We start from the raw sequence: 17,216 nt of genomic DNA on the forward strand, positions 1-17,216 counted from the left end.
CGGCACCTTAACCGCCTGAGTCTGGCATGCAAACCCCGGTTTAGTTCGACGACGCAGGCAACTCCGCCGCTTGCGGTAACAACTGGCAGCCCTCGCGCGCGCTCAGCCAGGCCGCCGTCTGGGTGCTGCCCAGGCCACGGGCGGTCACCCGTTTATTAGCAACATCGTCGAAGAAACCGCTGATGGGAATGATCTGCTTCACGTAGCTCTTGCAGTAGCTGGCCTCGTTATCCATCACATAACGGCAGGAGCAATATTCCTTAGCCGACAGCGCACCGATGATGCCGGGGAAGGCGGCCAGGTGAACGCGGTTGACCCAGACCAGGGCGGCCAGCGCGACAATGATCAGCAGCAACAGGCTGCTGAACGGACGGCGTTTGATAAAGGCGCTCATTGTTTGGCCTCCTGCTGAACAGCCGGCGCAAAGGCGGCCTCGGCGAGTTTCAACAGCTCGTTATGCGAATAGCTGTGGTCGCGGTCATCGGCGTAACGCACGATCACCAGGTCGTCCTTGGGCAGCACGTACAGCGCCTGCCCCCAGTGGCCGAGGGCGGCAACCAGATCGTCCGGCGCATCCGGCCACGGCTTGGCCGCACCAGCGATCGCCACGTTCAGCCACCATTGGCCACCAGGAATGGCTTCGCCTTCGGTTTCTTTAGAAGGCTGAAAGTTGGCGAACGGCGTGCGGTTGAAATCGACCCAGGCCTTGGGCAGCAATTGCCGCTCGCCCCAACGCCCATCGCGCTCCATCAGCAGACCGACACGGGCCAGATCACGGGCGGTCAGGTAGGCGTAGGAGGAACCGACGAAGGTGCCGCTGGCATCGCTTTCCCACACCGCGCTGGTGATGCCCAGCGGTTCGAACAAAGCGCTCCACGGGTAGTTTTTGTACGCCTCGGCGCCGACCATGCCGCGCAGCGCTGCCGACAGCAGGTTGGCGTCACCGCTGGAATAGAGGAAGCGTGTGCCGGGCGTGACGGCTTGCGGAAAGCTGGCAGTGAACGCGGCCATGTCGCTGCGGCCACGGGTGTAGAGCATCGCCACCACGCTGGATTTCACCGGCGCATATTCATAGCCTTCTTGCCAATCGAGGCCCGACGCCCAGTTCAGCAAGTGACCGATCTTCACGTCCGGATGCGCGGCCATCGGTGGGTAGAACTTGGCGGCCGGGTCATCCAGTTTGAACAGGCCCTGGCCATAGGCGACGCCAAGGGTGGCGGCCATCAGGCTTTTACTCACCGACCAGGCGAGGTGCGGGGTACCGACCTTGGTCGGGCCGGCGTAGCGTTCGTAAACGATCTGGCCGTTGCGGATCACCAGTAGCGCGTCGGTACGGATGCCTTTGCGGCTGTCGTCATCGCGTTGCGGAAAGGCGTACGCCTCGAGCGCGGCGATGGCCGGGCTGGCGGCGGCCGGGGCCACGGCCCAGTCAGCGGCGGGCCAGGTTTCGGCGAAGGCGTGGGGCAGCGAGCAGAGCAAACCGAGCGCAAGGCTCAGGCGGCGAAGGACGGGCGCGGGCATTGGGCAGCCTCTTGTTGGAGAAGGCGCCAACCCTAGCATGCGGCCGATGAACGGCAATAGCGCCGAACGTGCCGTGTGGGGCGACGGTTCGGCGCGAAAGGTCAATGAATGAGGTTTGCAACTCCGTAGGTTGGGTTGAGCACAGCGAAGCCCAACATTGACTACCGACACGCGCCAGCCTTCGGCTGGCCTGTTGGGCTTCGCGTCGCTCAACCCAACCTACGCCGAGACCGACGCCAACGCATTCTGCAGCCGCTTCTCCCTCGCCGCGCGGGCGATTTCCAGCAGGCTGCTGTCGCGCTTCCACAGGTCTTGCCAGTGCGGTTCGCCGCTGTGCATGGCGCCGTCGATTTCGCCGCGCAGGTGGTTGAACTGGTCGAACACCCCGGCCAACAGCAGGTGGGTGGACGGCTCGTTCATGCCCAGGCGGGAGATTTCCGCGCAACTGCCGAGCAACGCCAGCAGGCGCAGTTTCAGGCCCTGCGGCCAGCCATTGTCGTCGCCCACGCCATACAGCCAGGCGCACAGCGCCACCAGCACGTGCAAGTCTTCGAGGGAGCGGAACGGCTTGGCGTAGGCGTCCCAGCCGTCGCCGGGCAAACGTTCGCAGGACGCCGCTTCAAGGTGCAGCCGGCCATGGCTGACATCCGGCATCAGCGACAACGGCGGCAGCACTTCCACCCGCACGCCCGGCGTGCCGTTGTAGGTCACGCACATGGCGATCTGCGGCGTGGCGCCGGGCAGTTCGCTGCGCGCGGCTACCAGCAGCCAGTCGGCGGCCTCGGCAGTGGTGACAAAATCCTTGCGCCCGGACAGGCTCAGGCCGTCCAGCCGCATCTGCAGGTCGGCCGGACGCACGCTGCGGTTCTCGGTGACGCAGAACGCCCCCAGCGTCCACGGGGCCGATGGCCACAACGCACGCAAGGCGCCCTGGTAGCCGGCGAGAAAGGCCAGGCCAGGCGTGGCGGCCAGACGCCCACCCAGCAACGCCAGCTCGAACGGCGTAACGCCCTCCCCCACCCGCGCCAACAGCGCGGCGTACCAGTCTTCCAATGCCAGAGCCGGCAGGCGCTCGGCGCAAGCGAGCATTCGTTGCCAGTGCATAAAGCTGTCCTCGTTCACTGTCATGCAAGCATCACCAAATGTTCATGGTGATGACACCGGGTATTCCTAGCCTGAGCTTGCCCAACAAGGTCGACCGGCTGCAACCCAATCAAGCCGGCTTATGGAGGCTACTCGATGTCTACAATCGCCCGCACTCGCGACACCACTGCCGAACGCCGCTTGCAAGCCGAGCGCCTGGTCGGCCCCCGTGCCCTGCGCGAAGCCCAGGCTTTGCGCTTCAGCGTATTCAGCAAAGAGTTCGACGCCAAGCTCAAAGGTGCAGAATTCGGCCTGGACATGGACGATTACGACAGCCACTGCGCCCACATCGGCGTGCGTGACCTCAACACCGGCGCGCTGGTAGCCACCACCCGCCTGCTCGACCACCACGCCGCCCGCAGCCTGGGGCGTTTCTACAGTGAAGAAGAATTCAGCCTGCACGGCCTCGCCCACTTGCAGGGCCCGGTGCTGGAAATCGGCCGCACCTGCGTCGACCCGGCGTACCGCAACGGCGGCACCATCGCCGTGCTCTGGAGCGAACTGGCCGAAGTGCTCAACGAAGGTGGCTACAGCTACCTGATGGGCTGCGCCAGCATCCCCATGCAGGACGGCGGCATCCAGGCACAGGCGATCATGCAGCGCCTGCGCGAACGTTACCTGTGCACCGAACACCTGCGCGCCGAACCGAAAACCCCGCTGCCAAGCCTGGAGCTGCCAAGCAATGTCATCGCCGAAATGCCGCCGCTGCTCAAGGCCTATATGCGCCTGGGTGCCAAGGTCTGTGGCGAGCCGTGCTGGGACCAGGACTTCCAGGTCGCCGACGTGTTCATCCTGCTCAAGCGCGACGAGCTGTGCCCGCGTTACGCCCGCCACTTCAAGGCGGCCGTGTGATGCACAAGGTGCGCCTGTACGGGCGCATCGCCAGGCTGCTGGCCACCGTCGGCCTAGGCCTGCTGGTAGCCGGCAGCATGACCCTGGTGGAGCGCCTGCACCTGCACAACGAAAACGCCATCCGCCAGCGTTTCACCCGCTGGTACCTGGCGCGCTTGAGCGCCGCACTGCCGTTCACCATCGAAGTGCTCGGCAGCCTGCCCAAGCGGCCGATGTTGTGGCTGAGCAACCATGTGTCGTGGACCGACATCCCGCTGCTGGGCATGTTGGCGCCGCTGTCGTTTCTGTCCAAAGCCGAAGTGCGCACCTGGCCGGTAGCCGGTTGGCTGGCGAAGAAAGCCGGCACCCTGTTCATTCGTCGCGGCTCAGGCGACAGCGCCCTGCTCGGCCAGCAGTTGCTGGAGCATCTGCAGGCTGACCGCGCGCTGCTGATTTTCCCCGAAGGCACCACCACCGATGGCCGCCAATTGCGCAACTTCCATGGCCGTCTGCTGAGCAGCGCTATCGAAGCCGGCACGCCGTTGCAACCAGTGGCCATTCGTTATGTGCGCGACAACCAAGTGGACGCCGAGATTGCGCCGTTTATTGGTGAGGATGATTTGATCTCGCACCTGGTTCGCTTGCTCTCCAGCGATGTCGCCAGCGTGCGCATTCATTTGCTCGAACCAATCGAGACCGTCGGCGCATCGCGCAACGTGCTGGCCAAACAGGCGCACCGGGCGATTGGATTGGCGTTGTTTGGCGAGACCGAGGTGGTAGAAGTGGAAGAGTCGGATACCGAATTGGCTGCATAGTCCTGCGTACGACGGCGAGTTCTGGATCCCAGCCTGCGCTGGGATGACGGAGTAGGTTCAACCATCACCGTCGTCCCAGCGCAGGCTGGGACCCAGAATATCGAGCCGTACGCGCCAATCGAACCCTACCCAATCTGCGACCGCGCAAACCCCTGCAGCTCGGGATAAAACGCATGAAAGTCTTCAGTGAGCGGCTCATACAACTCACGCAATTCCCCCATCGCCCCATCCAACATCTGCGGCCGCGACAAGCGCCGGCTCATGCCCAGCAGCACCTGCTGCAACACCGCAAATTCCTCATAACTGCCGAGCCAATCCTGCGCCGCCATGCGCGGGGCGATGTAGGCGAGGCGCTCGGGTAACGCCGGTTCGTTATCCAGCACCTGGTACACCCGCGCCGTGAACTGCGCCAACGGCTCATCGGCAAAACGCTGCCAATGGCGCGCCAGGCAGTGGTCGAAAAACAGATCGATAAGGATGCCCGCCGTACGCCGCCGCTCCTGGGGAAAACGCGCCTTGGCTTGCAGCACCAGCGGGTGGCTGTCGGTGTACACATCAATGCGCCGGTGCACGGCGATGGCGTGTTCTATCGCGGCAGGAAAGCGCCCAGCCAGCGGCCCTTTGACGAAGTCGCCATACAGGCTGCCAAGCAGTTGTGCCGGCTGGTCGCCGCCGAGGTGAAGGTGTGCGAGGTAATTCATCGGCCGAGTGTAGGGCCTCAGCAGGGATAAATCCCAGCCTGCGGATCACTCGTGCTGATGACTACTATCGCCACGATCAATCTGTATATCGGAAGTTACCGATATAAAGTTCGCCCCAAGCCGATAGACACCCCGGCACCTTTACAGCGAACCCAGGTTCACCACCATGCCAATCGACCTCGACGAAATCTTCAAAGCCCTCGCCCACCCGGTGCGCCGCGACATGCTGGTGTGGATGAAAGACCCACACACGCACTTCGTGGAACAGGACCACCCGTTCGAGATTGGCGTGTGCGCCGGCAAGTTCGACCACAAGACCGGGCTGTCGCAGTCCACCGTTTCCGGCCACTTGGCCAGCCTGCAACGCGCCTCGCTGGTGACCAGCCGCAAGGTCGGTCAGTGGAACTTCTTCAAGCGTAACGAAGAAGTCATCCAGGCCTTTATCACCCATTTGCACGACGCGCTGTAAGCCACAGCCGCCCACCCTATTTCCGGAGCGCTTCCATGCCCCTCGCACTGATAGTCCTGGCGTTGTCCGCCTTCGCCATTGGCACCACCGAATTCGTCATCATGGGCCTGCTACCCGATGTCGCCGCCGACCTTGGCGTGTCGATTCCCGGCGCCGGTTGGCTGGTCACCGGTTACGCCCTGGGCGTGGCCATCGGCGCGCCGTTCATGGCCCTGGTGACCGCCAGTTGGCCGCGTAAAGCCGCGCTGCTGGCGCTGATGAGCATCTTTATTGCCGGCAACCTGTTCTGTGCCCTGGCCACTGACTACAACATGCTGATGCTGGCCCGGGTAATCACTGCCCTCTGCCACGGCGCCTTCTTCGGTATCGGTTCGGTGGTTGCTGCCAGCCTGGTGCCCGCCAACCGCCGCGCCTCTGCCGTCGCCCTGATGTTCACCGGTCTGACCCTGGCTAACGTGCTCGGCGTGCCTTTGGGTACCGCCCTCGGCCAAGCCGCCGGCTGGCGCTCACCGTTCTGGGCTGTGACCCTGATTGGCGTGTTGGCCCTGATCGGTCTGTGGCTGGCCCTGCCGAACCAGAAAGACCAGGAAAAAGCCGATCTGCGCAGCGAACTGCGTGCCATGCGTGGCGCCGGGGTATGGCTGGCGCTGAGCACCACGGTGTTCTTCTCGGCCTCGATGTTTGCCCTGTTCACCTACATCGCGCCGCTGCTCGGTGAAGTGACCGGGGTGTCGCCCACTGGCGTGACCTGGACCTTGCTGCTGATCGGCCTCGGCCTGACCGTCGGCAACATCCTCGGCGGCAAGCTCGCCGACTGGCGCCTGGGCACCACCATGACCGGCGTGTTTATCAGCCTGTCCGTGCTGTCGAGCCTGTTCAGTTTCACCAGTGCCTCGCTGATCCCGGCCGAAATCACCCTGTTCCTCTGGGCGGTGGCCGCCTTCGCTGCCGTGCCGGCCTTGCAGATCAACGTGATGGCCTTCGGCAAAGACGCGCCGAACCTGGTTTCCACCCTCAACATCGGCGCCTTCAACCTCGGCAATGCCCTGGGCGCCTGGGTCGGTGGGGTGGTGATCAGCCGTGGCCCCGGCCTCACCCACCTAGCCCTCACCGACGTGCCCCTGGCCGCCGCTGCGCTGGCTGTGGTGGCGCTGATTGCCACGCAACTGACCGTTTCTGCCCGTAACCAATTGCAGCCGGCGCTCGATTGAGCCCGGTTGTTCGAACCAAGCCGTACCCCGCATTGACTGACTAATTAATCAACTAACGATCCCGGAGATTTACCCATGGCGACTCTTTTCGACCCTATTACGATTGGCGACCTGCAGCTGAAAAACCGCATCATCATGGCCCCGCTGACACGCTGCCGCGCCGATGAAGGCCGCGTACCCAACGCGATGATGGCCGAGTACTACGCCCAGCGTTCGTCCGCTGGCCTGATCCTCAGCGAAGCCACCTCGGTGACCCCGATGGGCGTCGGCTACCCCAACACCCCTGGTATCTGGTCCGACGCTCAGGTGCGTGGCTGGAGCAACATCACCAAGGCCGTGCACGCCAACGGCGGCAAGATTTTCCTGCAGCTGTGGCACGTGGGCCGGGTGTCCGACCCGAGCTACCTGGACGGTGAACTGCCGGTAGCGCCAAGCGCCATCGCGCCAAAAGGCCACGTCAGCCTGGTGCGTCCGCTGAAAGACTTCGTCACCCCGCGCGCCCTGGCCACCGAAGAAATCGCCGACATCGTCGAGGCCTACCGTAACGGTGCCGAGAACGCTAAAGCAGCCGGCTTTGACGGTGTGGAAGTGCATGGCGCCAACGGCTACCTGCTCGACCAGTTCCTGCAAGACAGCACCAACCAGCGCACCGACCAATATGGCGGCGCCATCGAAAACCGCGCCCGACTGATGCTGGAAGTGACCGACGCCGTGTTGTCGGTGTGGGAACCCGGCCGTGTGGGTGTGCACCTGGCACCGCGTGCCGACAGCCATGACATGGGCGACTCCGACCGCTTGGCCACCTTCGGCTATGTGGCACGCGAACTGGGCAAACGCGGCATCGCCTTTATCTTCACCCGGGAAAAACTGGCTGACGACAGCATCAGCGCTGAACTGAAAGCAGCCTTCGGCGGTGCCTTCATCGCCAACGAACGTTTCACCAAAGACAGCGCCAACGCCCTGCTGGCCAGCGGCGGTGCCGACGCGATTGCCTTCGGTATTCCGTTTATCGCCAACCCGGACCTGCCAGCGCGCCTGGAGCAAGACGCACCGCTGAACGAACCGCACCCGGAAACCTTCTACGGCAGCGGCCCGGTCGGCTATATCGACTACCCACGCCTGTAACCCTGCCTGTTAGATAAAAGCAAAAAATCGCGGCTGAAGCCCCTCCCACAGGAATCGAGTATCCCTGTGGGAGGGGCTTCAGCCGCGATGCTTTTAAGCCCCGCCTTCGCCCTCGCTTAAATCCCGCCCGCGCCGCTCCGTCCATCCCCTATCAGCATTCCAGCAGGCACCCCGCCTGGATATTGCTAGAATGCCCACCCTCAATCTGTATGCCGCCGCTGGAGCCGCTTCATGACCGCCGTTTCGTCCACGCTTTCGCCCACGTTGCAATTGGCTTGCGACCTGATCCGCCGCCCTTCGGTGACCCCGCTGGATGCCGACTGCCAGGCGGTGATGATCGAACGCCTGCGCGCCCTGGGCTTTGCCATCGAGCCGATGCGCATCGAGGATGTGGATAACTTCTGGGCCACCCATGGCGGCGAAGGTCCGGTGTTGTGCTTCGCCGGCCACACCGACGTGGTGCCGACCGGCCCGTTGCAGGCCTGGCAGCACGCACCGTTCGACGCCAAGGTCGATGAAGACGGCATGCTCTGCGGCCGTGGCGCGGCAGACATGAAAGGTAGCCTGGCGTCGATGATCATCGCCGTGGAGCGCTTTGTCGCCGACCACCCGAACCACAAAGGCCGCATCGCCTTTCTGATCACCAGCGACGAAGAAGGCCCGGCGCACCACGGCACCAAAGCGGTGGTCGAACGCCTGGCAGCACGTAACGAGCGCCTGGACTGGTGCATCGTCGGCGAGCCGTCGAGCACCACCCTGGTCGGTGACGTGGTGAAAAACGGCCGTCGCGGCTCGCTCGGCGCCAAGCTCACCGTGCGCGGTGTGCAGGGCCACGTGGCGTACCCACACCTGGCGAAGAACCCGATTCACCTGGCCGCACCGGCCCTCAGCGAACTGGCTGCCGAGCACTGGGATGACGGCAATGCCTTCTTCCCGCCGACCAGCTTCCAGATCTCCAACCTCAACTCCGGCACCGGCGCCACCAACGTGATTCCGGGCGATCTGGAGGCGGTGTTCAACTTCCGTTTCTCCACTGAGTCCACCGTCGAAGGCCTGCAGCAACGGGTCGCCACCATCCTCGATAAACATGGCCTGGACTGGCATGTGGAGTGGGCGTTGTCGGGTTTGCCGTTCCTCACCGAACCGGGCGCGCTGCTCGATGCGGTCGCCGCCGGGATCAAGTCGGTGACCGGCCGCGACACCACCCCCTCCACCAGCGGCGGCACCTCGGATGGGCGTTTTATCGCCACCCTCGGTACCCAAGTGGTCGAGCTGGGCCCGGTGAATGCCACCATCCACCAGATCAACGAGCGGGTGCTGGCCAGCGATCTCGATACCCTCACCGAGATCTACTACCAGACCCTCGTGAACCTGCTCGCCTGATGCTCGCCTGCCCGATCTGCAGCGCCCCGCTGCACGCACTGGACAACGGTGTCGCCTGCCCGGCGAACCACCGCTTCGACCGCGCGCGCCAGGGTTACCTGAACCTGTTGCCGGTGCAGCACAAGAACAGCCGCGACCCTGGCGACAACCAGGCGATGGTTGAAGCCCGCCGGCGCTTCCTCGAAGGCGGCCATTACGCCCCGGTGGCCAAACGTCTGGCCGAGCTGTTGGCCGAACGTGCGCCGGCGCACTGGCTGGATATCGGTTGCGGCGAAGGCTATTACACCGCCCAGGTGGCTGACGCGTTGCCGCAGGCCGATGGCTATGCCCTGGATATTTCCCGCGAGGCGGTGAAGCGCGCGTGCAAACGCAAGCCCGAGCTGACCTGGCTGGTGGCGAGCATGGCACGCATTCCGTTGCTGGATGCCAGTTGCCAGGCGCTGGTCAGCGTGTTCAGCCCGCTGGACTGGCAGGAAGCCAAACGCGTGCTGAGCCCCGGCGGCGGTTTGCTGCGCATCGGCCCGACCCGCGAACACCTGATGGAGCTGCGCGAAAAACTCTACGATCAGGTGCGCGACTACAGTGACGACAAACACCTGGCCCTGGTGCCCGACGGCATGCGCCACGCCCACAGCGAAGAACTGCGCTTTACCCTGAGCGTCGACAGCGAACAGGCCCGCGCCGACCTGCTGGCGATGACGCCCCACGGCTGGCGCGCCAGTGCCGAGCGCCGCGAGGCGGTGATTGGTGCGCCCTTAGAGGTCACAGTTTCCATGCGCTACGATTGGTTTCAGTTAGATAGCCAGGCCTAAGCGGCTATACCCGGATCACGAGAGAACCCCATGCGCCAACCCGATATCGAAATCTACGTAAAAGACGCCGACCACAACGCCATCACCGACTGGTTGAGCGCGGCCCTGGGCCCATGCTCGGCCTGGCGTCAGCAGGGGCAAACGTACAAATGCACAATTGCCAGCAGCGAAGGAGCGATCCCGGTCACCTGGCTGCCAAAAGCGGTGGGCAAGTGGAACAGCCTGTTTCTGGAAAGCGACATCACCCCTTGGGACGACGACCTCGCCTGCGCCCGCGCCGCCTTCACCGCGCTGAACGTGGAAGTGCGCTGTGCACCGGGGGGCTGGAGTGAAGAGGAAGCCGAAGAACAGGCTGATCGCTGGATTCGAATTTCCACCGATGGGGAAGAAGAGATCACCTGGCATACCAACTGACAGCGCCTGGCTTTTGATTTCTGTATTTCAGCAGCCCCGCCGCTCGAGATCGAGCGAGCTAGAGTGATACAAGGCCAAGACGGCCCGGGCAAAAACGGCTTTTCAAGCGCAGTGGGCTGGTGCCCATGAGCATTGAAAAGCCGTTTTTAACGCAGTAGCGCCGACGCGCAGCCGATCGGTTACCCGCGAACGACGTCTTCGGCTTGCGGACCCTTCTGCCCGTCGATTACCGCGAACTCAACGCGATCACCTTCATTCAGGGACCGGTGGCCTTCGCCGCGGATGGCGCGATAGTGAACGAACACATCGGCGCCACTTTCACGCTGAATGAAGCCATAGCCTTTGGAATCATTGAACCACTTAACGGTTCCAGTCTCGCGTTCAGCCATTACTACTTTCTCCAACTCGCATTTTTTTATGTCCTCTCAAGGAGGTATCGACGGATCAGTGGCCACGCCCAACTCCGGGCAGCGCCGGACGTTGCGCAAGCACAAAGCCTGCCAACGATTTTTTACAGCAGCGCTACACCGCCCGCCGCAGAGCGGCTGGCGCGGCTTTTGTGGATAAGTACGTACGTACGAAATGGCGAGTTTGCCGGGCCATGATTGTGAGCATCGGTAACATTTCGGTGCAGGCCTCTCGCGAAGGCCCCGTGAGGCAGCAACACGCTTCCCACCTCGTTCACCGTCATCCCAGCGCACGCTGGGACCCAGAATTTTTAGACCAGCTCTGTCTCCTGCAACACTCTGGATTCCAGCCTGCGCTGGAATGACGGTGGTTTGCCGACCATATGTCTTTTGCCGGCACGCGGTTGATACGGCAAACTAGCGTCCCCGAGCTGCGGCTCGATTTCGACAGACTCTGTATGACCCGTTCCCCGTTTCGCCGCCTTGTCTTCGGTACCCTGCGCCGCCTCCTCTACTTGTGGGTACGCTCGGAAACCATCAACCAATCCGCCTTCACCCTCAAGCTCGATCGCAGCAAGCCAGTGCTCTATGTGCTGCAGCAGCCGTCGCTGAGCGATCTGGCGGTGCTCGACAAAGAGTGCACCAAGGCCGGCCTGCCGCGCCCGGTGGTGCCGGTGGCAGTCGGCGATCTGATCGAGCCGGCGGCGTTTTTCTACCTCAACCCCGAGCCGGGCTGGTTGGGCACGCCGAACAAACCCGGCACCTCCCCCACCCTGGTACGCCTGGTCAGTGCGCTCAATCAACATGCCGTGGAAGACGCGCAGATCGTGCCGGTCAGCGTGTTCTGGGGCCAGTCGCCGGACCGTGAAACCAGCCCGTGGAAACTGTTGTTTGCCGACAGTTGGGCGGTGACCGGGCGCCTGCGCCGGCTGGTGAGCATCCTGATCTTGGGGCGCAAGACCCGCGTGCAATTCTCCGCGCCAATCCACCTGCGTGAGCTGGTGGCGCAGGACAAAGGCCACGAGCGCACCTTGCGCATGGTTCAGCGCATTCTGCGGGTGCACTTTCGCAACCAGCGCGCGGCAGTGATCGGCCCCGACGTATCGCACCGTCGCAATCTGGTGAAGGGTCTGGTGCATGGGCCGCTGGTGCGTCAGGCGATTGCCGAGGAAGTCGAACGGGAGAAAATCTCCCCGGAGAAAGCCGAAGCCCTGGCCCTGCGCTACGGCAACGAAATCGCCTCGGACTACACCTACACCGCTATCCGTTTCCTTGAGCTGGTGCTGAGTTGGTTCTGGAACAAGATCTACGACGGCATCAAGGTCAATCACATCGAAGGCGTGCAGGACGTCGCCCAAGGCCACGAGGTGATTTATGTGCCCTGCCACCGCAGCCACATCGACTACCTGTTGCTCTCCTACCTGCTGTTTCGCAACGGCCTGACGCCGCCGCACATCGCTGCCGGCATCAACCTGAACATGCCGGTGATCGGCAGCCTGCTGCGCCGCGGCGGCGCGTTTTTCATGCGCCGCACGTTCAAGGGCAACCCGCTGTACACCGCAGTGTTCAACGAGTACCTGCACACCCTGTTCAGCAAAGGTTTTCCGGTCGAGTACTTCGTCGAAGGCGGCCGCTCGCGCACCGGGCGCATGCTGCAGCCGAAGACCGGCATGCTGGCAATCACCCTGCGCAGCTTCCTGCGTTCCAACCGCCTGCCGGTGGTGTTCGTGCCGGTGTACATCGGCTACGAGCGCGTGCTGGAAGGCCGCACCTACCTCGGTGAGTTGCGCGGCGCGAGCAAAAAGAAAGAATCGATCTTCGATATTTTCAAAGTCATCGGCGCCCTCAAGCAGCGCTTTGGCAGCGTCTGGGTGAACTTCGGTGAGCCGATCAAGCTGGCCGAATTCCTCGACAACGACCAGCCCGGCTGGCGTGAACAGGACCTCGGCCCGCAGTACCGCCCAAGCTGGTTGAGCGACACCACCCATCGTCTGTCCGAGCGCGTGGCCCAGCACCTCAACGAAGCCGCCGCGGTCAACCCGGTGAACCTGGTAGCGCTGGCCTTGCTGTCGACCAGCAAGCTGGCCCTGGACGAACGCGCCCTGACCCGCGTGCTCGACCTCTACCTGACCCTGCTGCGCAGCGTGCCCTACTCGCCGCACACCACCCTGCCCGAGGGCGATGGCCAGGCGCTGATCCAGTACGTGCAAGGCATGAAGCTGTTGGCCGAGCAGAAAGACGCGCTGGGCAAGATCCTTTATCTGGATGAGCAGAACGCCATCCTGATGACCTACTACCGCAACAACGTGCTGCACATCTTCGCCCTGCCGGCGCTGCTGGCGAGCTTCTTCCAGAGCAGCGCACGGATGAGCCGCGAACAGATTCTGCGCTACACCCGAGCGCTGTATCCGTACCTGCAGTCGGAGCTGTTTATCCGCTGGAGCCTGGAAGAACTGGACGCGGTGGTCGACCAATGGCTGGCGGCGTTCGTCGAGCAAGGCCTGCTGAAGTTCGAAACCGACGTGTACGTGCGCCCGGCACCGAGCTCGCGCAACTTCGTGCTGCTCACCCTGCTGTCGCGCGCGATTGCTCAGACCCTGCAACGTTTCTACATGGCCACCGCCCTGTTGCTGAACGCTGGCCAGAACGCGATCAGCGCCGAAGAGTTGGAAGACCTGTGTACGGTAATGGCCCAGCGCCTGTCGATTCTGCATGGCCTCAACGCCCCGGAGTTCTTCGACAAGAGCCTGTTCCGCCACTTTATCCAGACCCTGTTGGACCAGGGCGTGCTGCGCCAGGATTCGGCCGGCAAGCTCAGCCACCACCCGATGCTCAGCGAACTGGCCGAAGGTGCTGCCAAGCGCGTGCTGCCAGCGGAGATTCGCCTGTCTATTCGCCAAGTGGCGATGGACCGCAGCGAAGACGTGGCGGACGGCCTCTGAGCCATGGCCGGCCGCGCCGAGTTCCACCAACAGCACCTCGAGCGCGCCCGCGCCGAGGCGCAGCGGTTGCTCGCCGAGCGGCCGCGGTTGGGTGGGGCATGGCTGAACTGGGTGGCGGCTGAGCTGTACCAACTGGCGCCGCCTGCGTACGCCAACATGGTCCGGCGCGAGCTGGAACAGGCGGCCAGCGACGAATAAAAAAGGGAGCACTGAGTGCTCCCTTTTTTATTCGCTCGATCAGATCAAAGGCTCGCGGCTAAAGCCCCTCCCACAGGGTATCGAGGCTCCCTGTGGGAGGGGCTTTAGCCGCGATGCTTTTAACGCTTTACCGCGGCAAACGCTGCTTCCTGCGCAGATCAATCAAGTCCTGCTCGGTGCAGGTCAATGGCGTGGCGCCGGTCAGGTCATAGCAGCGCTGCCCGAACTGCATCGGCCAGTAGATGATCGCGAACGGTGGCCAGAAGATCGAGCCGACGCGAAAACGTGCGCGCAGTTTGCCTTCTTGCAGCACGGCGCCGCTGTCATCGGTCAGTTTGTAGGGGATGCCGCCAGCCGAGCTCCAGGCGAATGGGCGGGTTTTCACAAAGCCCTCGCTGTACTGCGTCTCGCGTTTGTAGATTTCGACTTTGCTGTGTTCAGGCAGCTTGAAATAGGCGGCGGTGGAGCAACCACTCACCAGAGCGGCCAGCGCCAGCGCGCCGGCAATACGGGAAAACTTCATTGCGGGGGAATGTCCTTATACGCACGTCTGAACGCCGCCCGAAGTGGCAGCGGGCGCGCATAGTGCCTGCTGAGCTGGCGTTATGCCAGCCACGTTGGTCGGTTCATTCCCCACACTGAGAGCCAGGTCGCAGCGCTCTGGCTCAAGCCTTCGCCGCGAACACGCGGGCCAGGTGCTGCTCGTAGCGGGCGATATCGCCGTCGATATCCGGGCGTTTCATCACGTCGACGCTGAGGAAGGTGGGCAGGCCGGTCATGCCGAGAAACTGGTTGGCCTTGTGGAAGGGGAAATACACCGCATCCACGCCTTTGCCTTCGAAGAAGTCAGTGGGGTCTTCAAAGGCTTGCTGCGGCGCGTTCCAGGTCGCCGAAATCATGTACTGCTTGCCGTGCAGCAAACCGCCGCTGCCGTACTTCTGCGAGGCGTCGGAGCGGGTGCGGCCGTCGTTGGCGTACAGGCTGCCATGGCCTTCGGTGAACACTTCATCGACGTACTTTTTCACCGTCCAGGGCGCCCCCATCCACCAGCCCGGCATTTGCCAGATGATCACGTCGGCCCAGAGGAATTTCTGCACCTCTTCAGCAACGTCATAACCGCCGTCGATAAAGGTCTGGCGCACATCGAAGCCCGCGCGGTCGAGGTAGCTGAGGGCGGCGTCGTGCAGGGTCTGGTTATAGCGGCCAGCGGAGTGGGCGAACTGTTTGCCGCCGTTGAGCAGAAGAATGTTTTTCAAGGGAAAGCCTCGGTAAGCGAACGAATGGCCGGCAGACTACCGGCCTCGCGTGAGGAGAAAAACCGCCAGTGGCGCAAATGATATTTGCGTTAAAAGCATGAATAGCCACACCACTCCCTGAGTAAACTGCGGCAATCCATCTCAGCCAGGAGCCTTCTTTATGAGCGATCAACCCTACGGTTTTATCCTTCACGCCCATACCAAGCCGGAAAAATCGGCCGAGTTCGAAGCACTGTTTCGCGCCTATGTCGAGCCCAGCCGCGCTGAACCCGGCTGCATCGAATACCACATGCTGCGCGATCAGCAGGACCCGTCGCTGTTCATCTTCTATGAGATCTGGCAAAGCCAGGCGCACCTCGACGTGCACTCCGCCCTGCCGCATATGCAGCGCTTTTTCGAGCAGCGCATGGACTACCTGAGCCGCGATTTCGACATCCGCCGCATCGACATGCTCAGCGCCTCCTCGGCCAACCGCTGAGCCGACCGCGGCAAAAACACTTGAAACCCTCGCAGCAGGTCGCGTCTAAACCTGTAACCGGTCGACCTCGATCGATTAGTCGTAACGACCTGCGCGAGGACCGAATGATGAGTACCCACCTGATCAAACTCTTCACCCAGCCGGACCACGTCTGGACTGAAATCCGCAAGGAAGAAGAGCACAAACCCCGCAACTACTGGCCGCACCTGGTATTCCTCGGCCTGATCCCACCCTTTGCCCTGTTCGTGGGCACCACTCGGGTGGGCTGGAGCCTGGCGGAAAACGAAGTCGTGCGGCTAAGCGCCGACAGTGCCCTGGCCTTGAGCGCGATGATCTACGCCGCGATCCTGATTGGCACCGCACTGATGGGCGTATTCATTCGCTGGATGTCGCGCACCTTCGACGCTCGCCCAACGCTCAATCAATGCATTGGATTTGCCGCCTATACCGCCTCGCCGTTGTTTGTCGCCGGCCTGGCAGGGCTGTATCCGAGCCGCTGGCTGGCTATCGCCGTGCTGCTTGCGGCCTGTGCCTATTCGACCTTCTTGCTGTATGTCGGGCTTCCGACGTTTATGCGCACCAAGAGCGAACAGGGTTTCCTGTTTGCCTCCAGTGTTTGGGGCGTGTCCGTGCTGACCCTGACTACGGTGATGGTGTCAGCCATTCTCTACTGGTACTTCTACCTGCCACCGGAGTACCTGCGCGGCCCACTCGGCCAGTAAGCGCAGAGTGATTGCTGCACCGCGCGGAGTTTGACTGCGCGGTGCAGTCCGTTAAGCTCGGGCCATTGTCCCCCACAGGAAAACGCCCATGCTTCGCTGCACTGCCTCCCTCGCTACCCTGCTCGCCGGCCTGACCTTATCTGCCCAGGTATTTGCCCTGTCGATCAGCGACCTATCGCAAACCGACGCCAGCACCGGCCTCAAAGACGCCCTCACCCAAGGCGCGCAAATTGCCGTCAAACAACTGGGTACCCCCGGTGGTTTCAGCAATAACGAAGACGTGCGTATCGAGCTGCCGGGCAAACTCGGCAAGGCCGCCAAGACCATGAAAATGATGGGCATGGGTGACCAGGTTGACCAATTGGAAACCAGCATGAACAAAGCCGCCGAGGCCGCCGTTCCGCAAGCTCAGGCGCTGCTGGTGGATGCTGTGAAAAAGATGACCGTGACCGACGCCAAAGGCATCCTCGCCGGCAAAGACGACGCCGCCACCCAATACTTGAACAAAACCAGCCGCGAACAGATCCGCGCCAAGTTCCTGCCCATCGTCAAACAAGCCACCGATCAGGTCGGCCTGGCCAAACAATACAACGCCTTCGCCGGCCAGGCCGCGAGCCTCGGTGTAGTGGATGCGAAAAGCGCCAATATCGAAAACTACGTAACCGAGAAGGCGCTGGATGGCCTGTTCGAAATGATCGCCAAACAGGAAGCCAGCATTCGTAAAGACCCGGCAGCAGCAGCTACCAGCCTGGCCAAGAAGGTGTTTGGGGCGTTGTAAGCGCTGCTCT

20 protein-coding genes are annotated in these 17,216 nt (G+C 62.8%); 13 read left to right on the forward strand and 7 right to left on the reverse strand.

Features of this window, described 5'->3' with window-relative positions:
- Positions 1-40: 40 nt before the first annotated feature.
- From C8K61_RS08030 to C8K61_RS08040, 3 genes are all read right to left on the reverse strand, one after another.
- Positions 41-394, reverse strand: a complete 354-nt coding sequence (locus C8K61_RS08030; protein WP_108095701.1) for an amidase — start codon at positions 392-394, stop codon at positions 41-43.
- Complete coding sequence (locus C8K61_RS08035) at positions 391-1,521, reverse strand: serine hydrolase (protein ID WP_108095702.1); 1,131 nt, start codon at positions 1,519-1,521, stop codon at positions 391-393. Before C8K61_RS08035 ends, C8K61_RS08030 begins: the two co-directional genes overlap by 4 nt.
- 219 nt (positions 1,522-1,740) lie before the next feature.
- Positions 1,741-2,625 (reverse strand): acyl-CoA dehydrogenase, encoded by an 885-nt coding sequence (locus C8K61_RS08040; protein WP_108095703.1) that lies wholly within the window; start codon positions 2,623-2,625, stop codon positions 1,741-1,743.
- Positions 2,626-2,760: 135 nt separating this feature from the next.
- Here C8K61_RS08040 and olsB point away from each other — a divergent pair, with 135 nt between their 5' ends.
- Together olsB and C8K61_RS08050 are read left to right on the forward strand one after the other, a co-directional pair.
- Positions 2,761-3,516: an L-ornithine N(alpha)-acyltransferase gene (gene olsB / locus C8K61_RS08045; protein WP_108095704.1), complete on the forward strand. Its 756-nt coding sequence runs from the start codon at positions 2,761-2,763 to the stop codon at positions 3,514-3,516.
- On the forward strand, positions 3,516-4,310 hold the full coding sequence (locus C8K61_RS08050) for a 1-acyl-sn-glycerol-3-phosphate acyltransferase (protein WP_108095705.1): 795 nt from the start codon (positions 3,516-3,518) through the stop codon (positions 4,308-4,310). The genes olsB and C8K61_RS08050 overlap by 1 nt, the downstream gene beginning before the upstream one ends.
- 125 nt (positions 4,311-4,435) lie before the next feature.
- Here C8K61_RS08050 and C8K61_RS08055 read toward each other — a convergent pair whose 3' ends face one another.
- On the reverse strand, positions 4,436-5,011 hold the full coding sequence (locus C8K61_RS08055) for an ACP phosphodiesterase (RefSeq protein ID WP_108095706.1): 576 nt from the start codon (positions 5,009-5,011) through the stop codon (positions 4,436-4,438).
- 166 nt (positions 5,012-5,177) lie between these two features.
- Between C8K61_RS08055 and C8K61_RS08060 the strand changes: the two genes are divergently transcribed.
- From C8K61_RS08060 to C8K61_RS08085, 6 genes are all read left to right on the forward strand, one after another.
- Positions 5,178-5,480, forward strand: coding sequence for a helix-turn-helix transcriptional regulator (locus C8K61_RS08060; RefSeq protein ID WP_108095707.1), 303 nt, complete (start codon positions 5,178-5,180; stop codon positions 5,478-5,480).
- A 35-nt stretch (positions 5,481-5,515) separates the two neighbouring features.
- The gene (locus C8K61_RS08065) at positions 5,516-6,691 is read left to right on the forward strand and encodes an MFS transporter (protein WP_108095708.1); all 1,176 of its coding nucleotides are present in this window, start codon (positions 5,516-5,518) and stop codon (positions 6,689-6,691) included.
- 75 nt (positions 6,692-6,766) lie between these two features.
- Complete coding sequence (locus C8K61_RS08070) at positions 6,767-7,816, forward strand: alkene reductase (RefSeq protein WP_108095709.1); 1,050 nt, start codon at positions 6,767-6,769, stop codon at positions 7,814-7,816.
- Positions 7,817-8,047: 231 nt separating this feature from the next.
- A complete protein-coding gene (dapE, locus tag C8K61_RS08075) occupies positions 8,048-9,199 on the forward strand; it encodes a succinyl-diaminopimelate desuccinylase (protein WP_108095710.1) in 1,152 nt (383 codons plus the stop codon).
- On the forward strand, positions 9,199-10,011 hold the full coding sequence (locus tag C8K61_RS08080; RefSeq protein WP_108095711.1) for a putative RNA methyltransferase: 813 nt from the start codon (positions 9,199-9,201) through the stop codon (positions 10,009-10,011). The genes dapE and C8K61_RS08080 overlap by 1 nt, the downstream gene beginning before the upstream one ends.
- A 30-nt stretch (positions 10,012-10,041) precedes the next feature.
- On the forward strand, positions 10,042-10,425 hold the full coding sequence (locus C8K61_RS08085; protein WP_108095712.1) for a hypothetical protein: 384 nt from the start codon (positions 10,042-10,044) through the stop codon (positions 10,423-10,425).
- Positions 10,426-10,604: 179 nt separating this feature from the next.
- Here C8K61_RS08085 and C8K61_RS08090 read toward each other — a convergent pair whose 3' ends face one another.
- The gene (locus C8K61_RS08090; protein ID WP_108095713.1) at positions 10,605-10,814 is read right to left on the reverse strand and encodes a cold shock domain-containing protein; all 210 of its coding nucleotides are present in this window, start codon (positions 10,812-10,814) and stop codon (positions 10,605-10,607) included.
- A gap of 476 nt (positions 10,815-11,290) precedes the next feature.
- Between C8K61_RS08090 and plsB the strand changes: the two genes are divergently transcribed.
- Complete coding sequence (plsB, locus tag C8K61_RS08095) at positions 11,291-13,774, forward strand: glycerol-3-phosphate 1-O-acyltransferase PlsB (protein WP_108095714.1); 2,484 nt, start codon at positions 11,291-11,293, stop codon at positions 13,772-13,774.
- A gap of 3 nt (positions 13,775-13,777) precedes the next feature.
- Complete coding sequence (locus C8K61_RS08100) at positions 13,778-13,972, forward strand: hypothetical protein (protein WP_108095715.1); 195 nt, start codon at positions 13,778-13,780, stop codon at positions 13,970-13,972.
- Between the two features lie 127 nt (positions 13,973-14,099).
- On the opposite strand, the gene C8K61_RS08105 is transcribed toward C8K61_RS08100, so the two are convergent.
- Together C8K61_RS08105 and C8K61_RS08110 are read right to left on the reverse strand one after the other, a co-directional pair.
- Positions 14,100-14,495: a hypothetical protein gene (locus tag C8K61_RS08105; protein WP_108095716.1), complete on the reverse strand. Its 396-nt coding sequence runs from the start codon at positions 14,493-14,495 to the stop codon at positions 14,100-14,102.
- A gap of 142 nt (positions 14,496-14,637) precedes the next feature.
- Entirely contained in the window at positions 14,638-15,228 is a 591-nt protein-coding gene (locus C8K61_RS08110) for an NAD(P)H-dependent oxidoreductase (protein ID WP_108095717.1), read from the reverse strand.
- Between the two features lie 160 nt (positions 15,229-15,388).
- On the opposite strand from C8K61_RS08110, the gene C8K61_RS08115 reads away from it, so the two are divergent.
- The 3 genes from C8K61_RS08115 (at position 15,389) to C8K61_RS08125 (ending at position 17,206) form a co-directional block, all read left to right on the forward strand.
- Positions 15,389-15,706, forward strand: coding sequence for a putative quinol monooxygenase (locus C8K61_RS08115; RefSeq protein ID WP_108095718.1), 318 nt, complete (start codon positions 15,389-15,391; stop codon positions 15,704-15,706).
- Between the two features lie 107 nt (positions 15,707-15,813).
- Complete coding sequence (locus C8K61_RS08120; RefSeq protein ID WP_108095719.1) at positions 15,814-16,428, forward strand: Yip1 family protein; 615 nt, start codon at positions 15,814-15,816, stop codon at positions 16,426-16,428.
- 88 nt (positions 16,429-16,516) lie between these two features.
- The gene (locus C8K61_RS08125; protein ID WP_108095720.1) at positions 16,517-17,206 is read left to right on the forward strand and encodes a DUF4197 domain-containing protein; all 690 of its coding nucleotides are present in this window, start codon (positions 16,517-16,519) and stop codon (positions 17,204-17,206) included.
- Positions 17,207-17,216: the final 10 nt, after the last annotated feature.

Origin of the sequence: Pseudomonas sp. GV071 (genome assembly GCF_003050835.1) — a bacterium.
GTDB lineage: Bacteria > Pseudomonadota > Gammaproteobacteria > Pseudomonadales > Pseudomonadaceae > Aquipseudomonas.

Coding starts and splice junctions, on each gene's coding strand:
- C8K61_RS08115 (WP_108095718.1), top strand. CDS start 15,389: ATGAGCGATCAACCCTACGGTTTTATCCTTCACGCCCATACCAAGCCG.
- C8K61_RS08100 (WP_108095715.1), top strand. CDS start 13,778: ATGGCCGGCCGCGCCGAGTTCCACCAACAGCACCTCGAGCGCGCCCGC.
- C8K61_RS08035 (WP_108095702.1), bottom strand. CDS start 1,521: ATGCCCGCGCCCGTCCTTCGCCGCCTGAGCCTTGCGCTCGGTTTGCTC.
- C8K61_RS08030 (WP_108095701.1), bottom strand. CDS start 394: ATGAGCGCCTTTATCAAACGCCGTCCGTTCAGCAGCCTGTTGCTGCTG.
- olsB (WP_108095704.1), top strand. CDS start 2,761: ATGTCTACAATCGCCCGCACTCGCGACACCACTGCCGAACGCCGCTTG.
- dapE (WP_108095710.1), top strand. CDS start 8,048: ATGACCGCCGTTTCGTCCACGCTTTCGCCCACGTTGCAATTGGCTTGC.
- plsB (WP_108095714.1), top strand. CDS start 11,291: ATGACCCGTTCCCCGTTTCGCCGCCTTGTCTTCGGTACCCTGCGCCGC.
- C8K61_RS08060 (WP_108095707.1), top strand. CDS start 5,178: ATGCCAATCGACCTCGACGAAATCTTCAAAGCCCTCGCCCACCCGGTG.
- C8K61_RS08065 (WP_108095708.1), top strand. CDS start 5,516: ATGCCCCTCGCACTGATAGTCCTGGCGTTGTCCGCCTTCGCCATTGGC.
- C8K61_RS08040 (WP_108095703.1), bottom strand. CDS start 2,625: ATGCACTGGCAACGAATGCTCGCTTGCGCCGAGCGCCTGCCGGCTCTG.
- C8K61_RS08050 (WP_108095705.1), top strand. CDS start 3,516: ATGCACAAGGTGCGCCTGTACGGGCGCATCGCCAGGCTGCTGGCCACC.
- C8K61_RS08105 (WP_108095716.1), bottom strand. CDS start 14,495: ATGAAGTTTTCCCGTATTGCCGGCGCGCTGGCGCTGGCCGCTCTGGTG.
- C8K61_RS08085 (WP_108095712.1), top strand. CDS start 10,042: ATGCGCCAACCCGATATCGAAATCTACGTAAAAGACGCCGACCACAAC.
- C8K61_RS08080 (WP_108095711.1), top strand. CDS start 9,199: ATGCTCGCCTGCCCGATCTGCAGCGCCCCGCTGCACGCACTGGACAAC.
- C8K61_RS08055 (WP_108095706.1), bottom strand. CDS start 5,011: ATGAATTACCTCGCACACCTTCACCTCGGCGGCGACCAGCCGGCACAA.
- C8K61_RS08120 (WP_108095719.1), top strand. CDS start 15,814: ATGAGTACCCACCTGATCAAACTCTTCACCCAGCCGGACCACGTCTGG.
- C8K61_RS08070 (WP_108095709.1), top strand. CDS start 6,767: ATGGCGACTCTTTTCGACCCTATTACGATTGGCGACCTGCAGCTGAAA.
- C8K61_RS08090 (WP_108095713.1), bottom strand. CDS start 10,814: ATGGCTGAACGCGAGACTGGAACCGTTAAGTGGTTCAATGATTCCAAA.
- C8K61_RS08125 (WP_108095720.1), top strand. CDS start 16,517: ATGCTTCGCTGCACTGCCTCCCTCGCTACCCTGCTCGCCGGCCTGACC.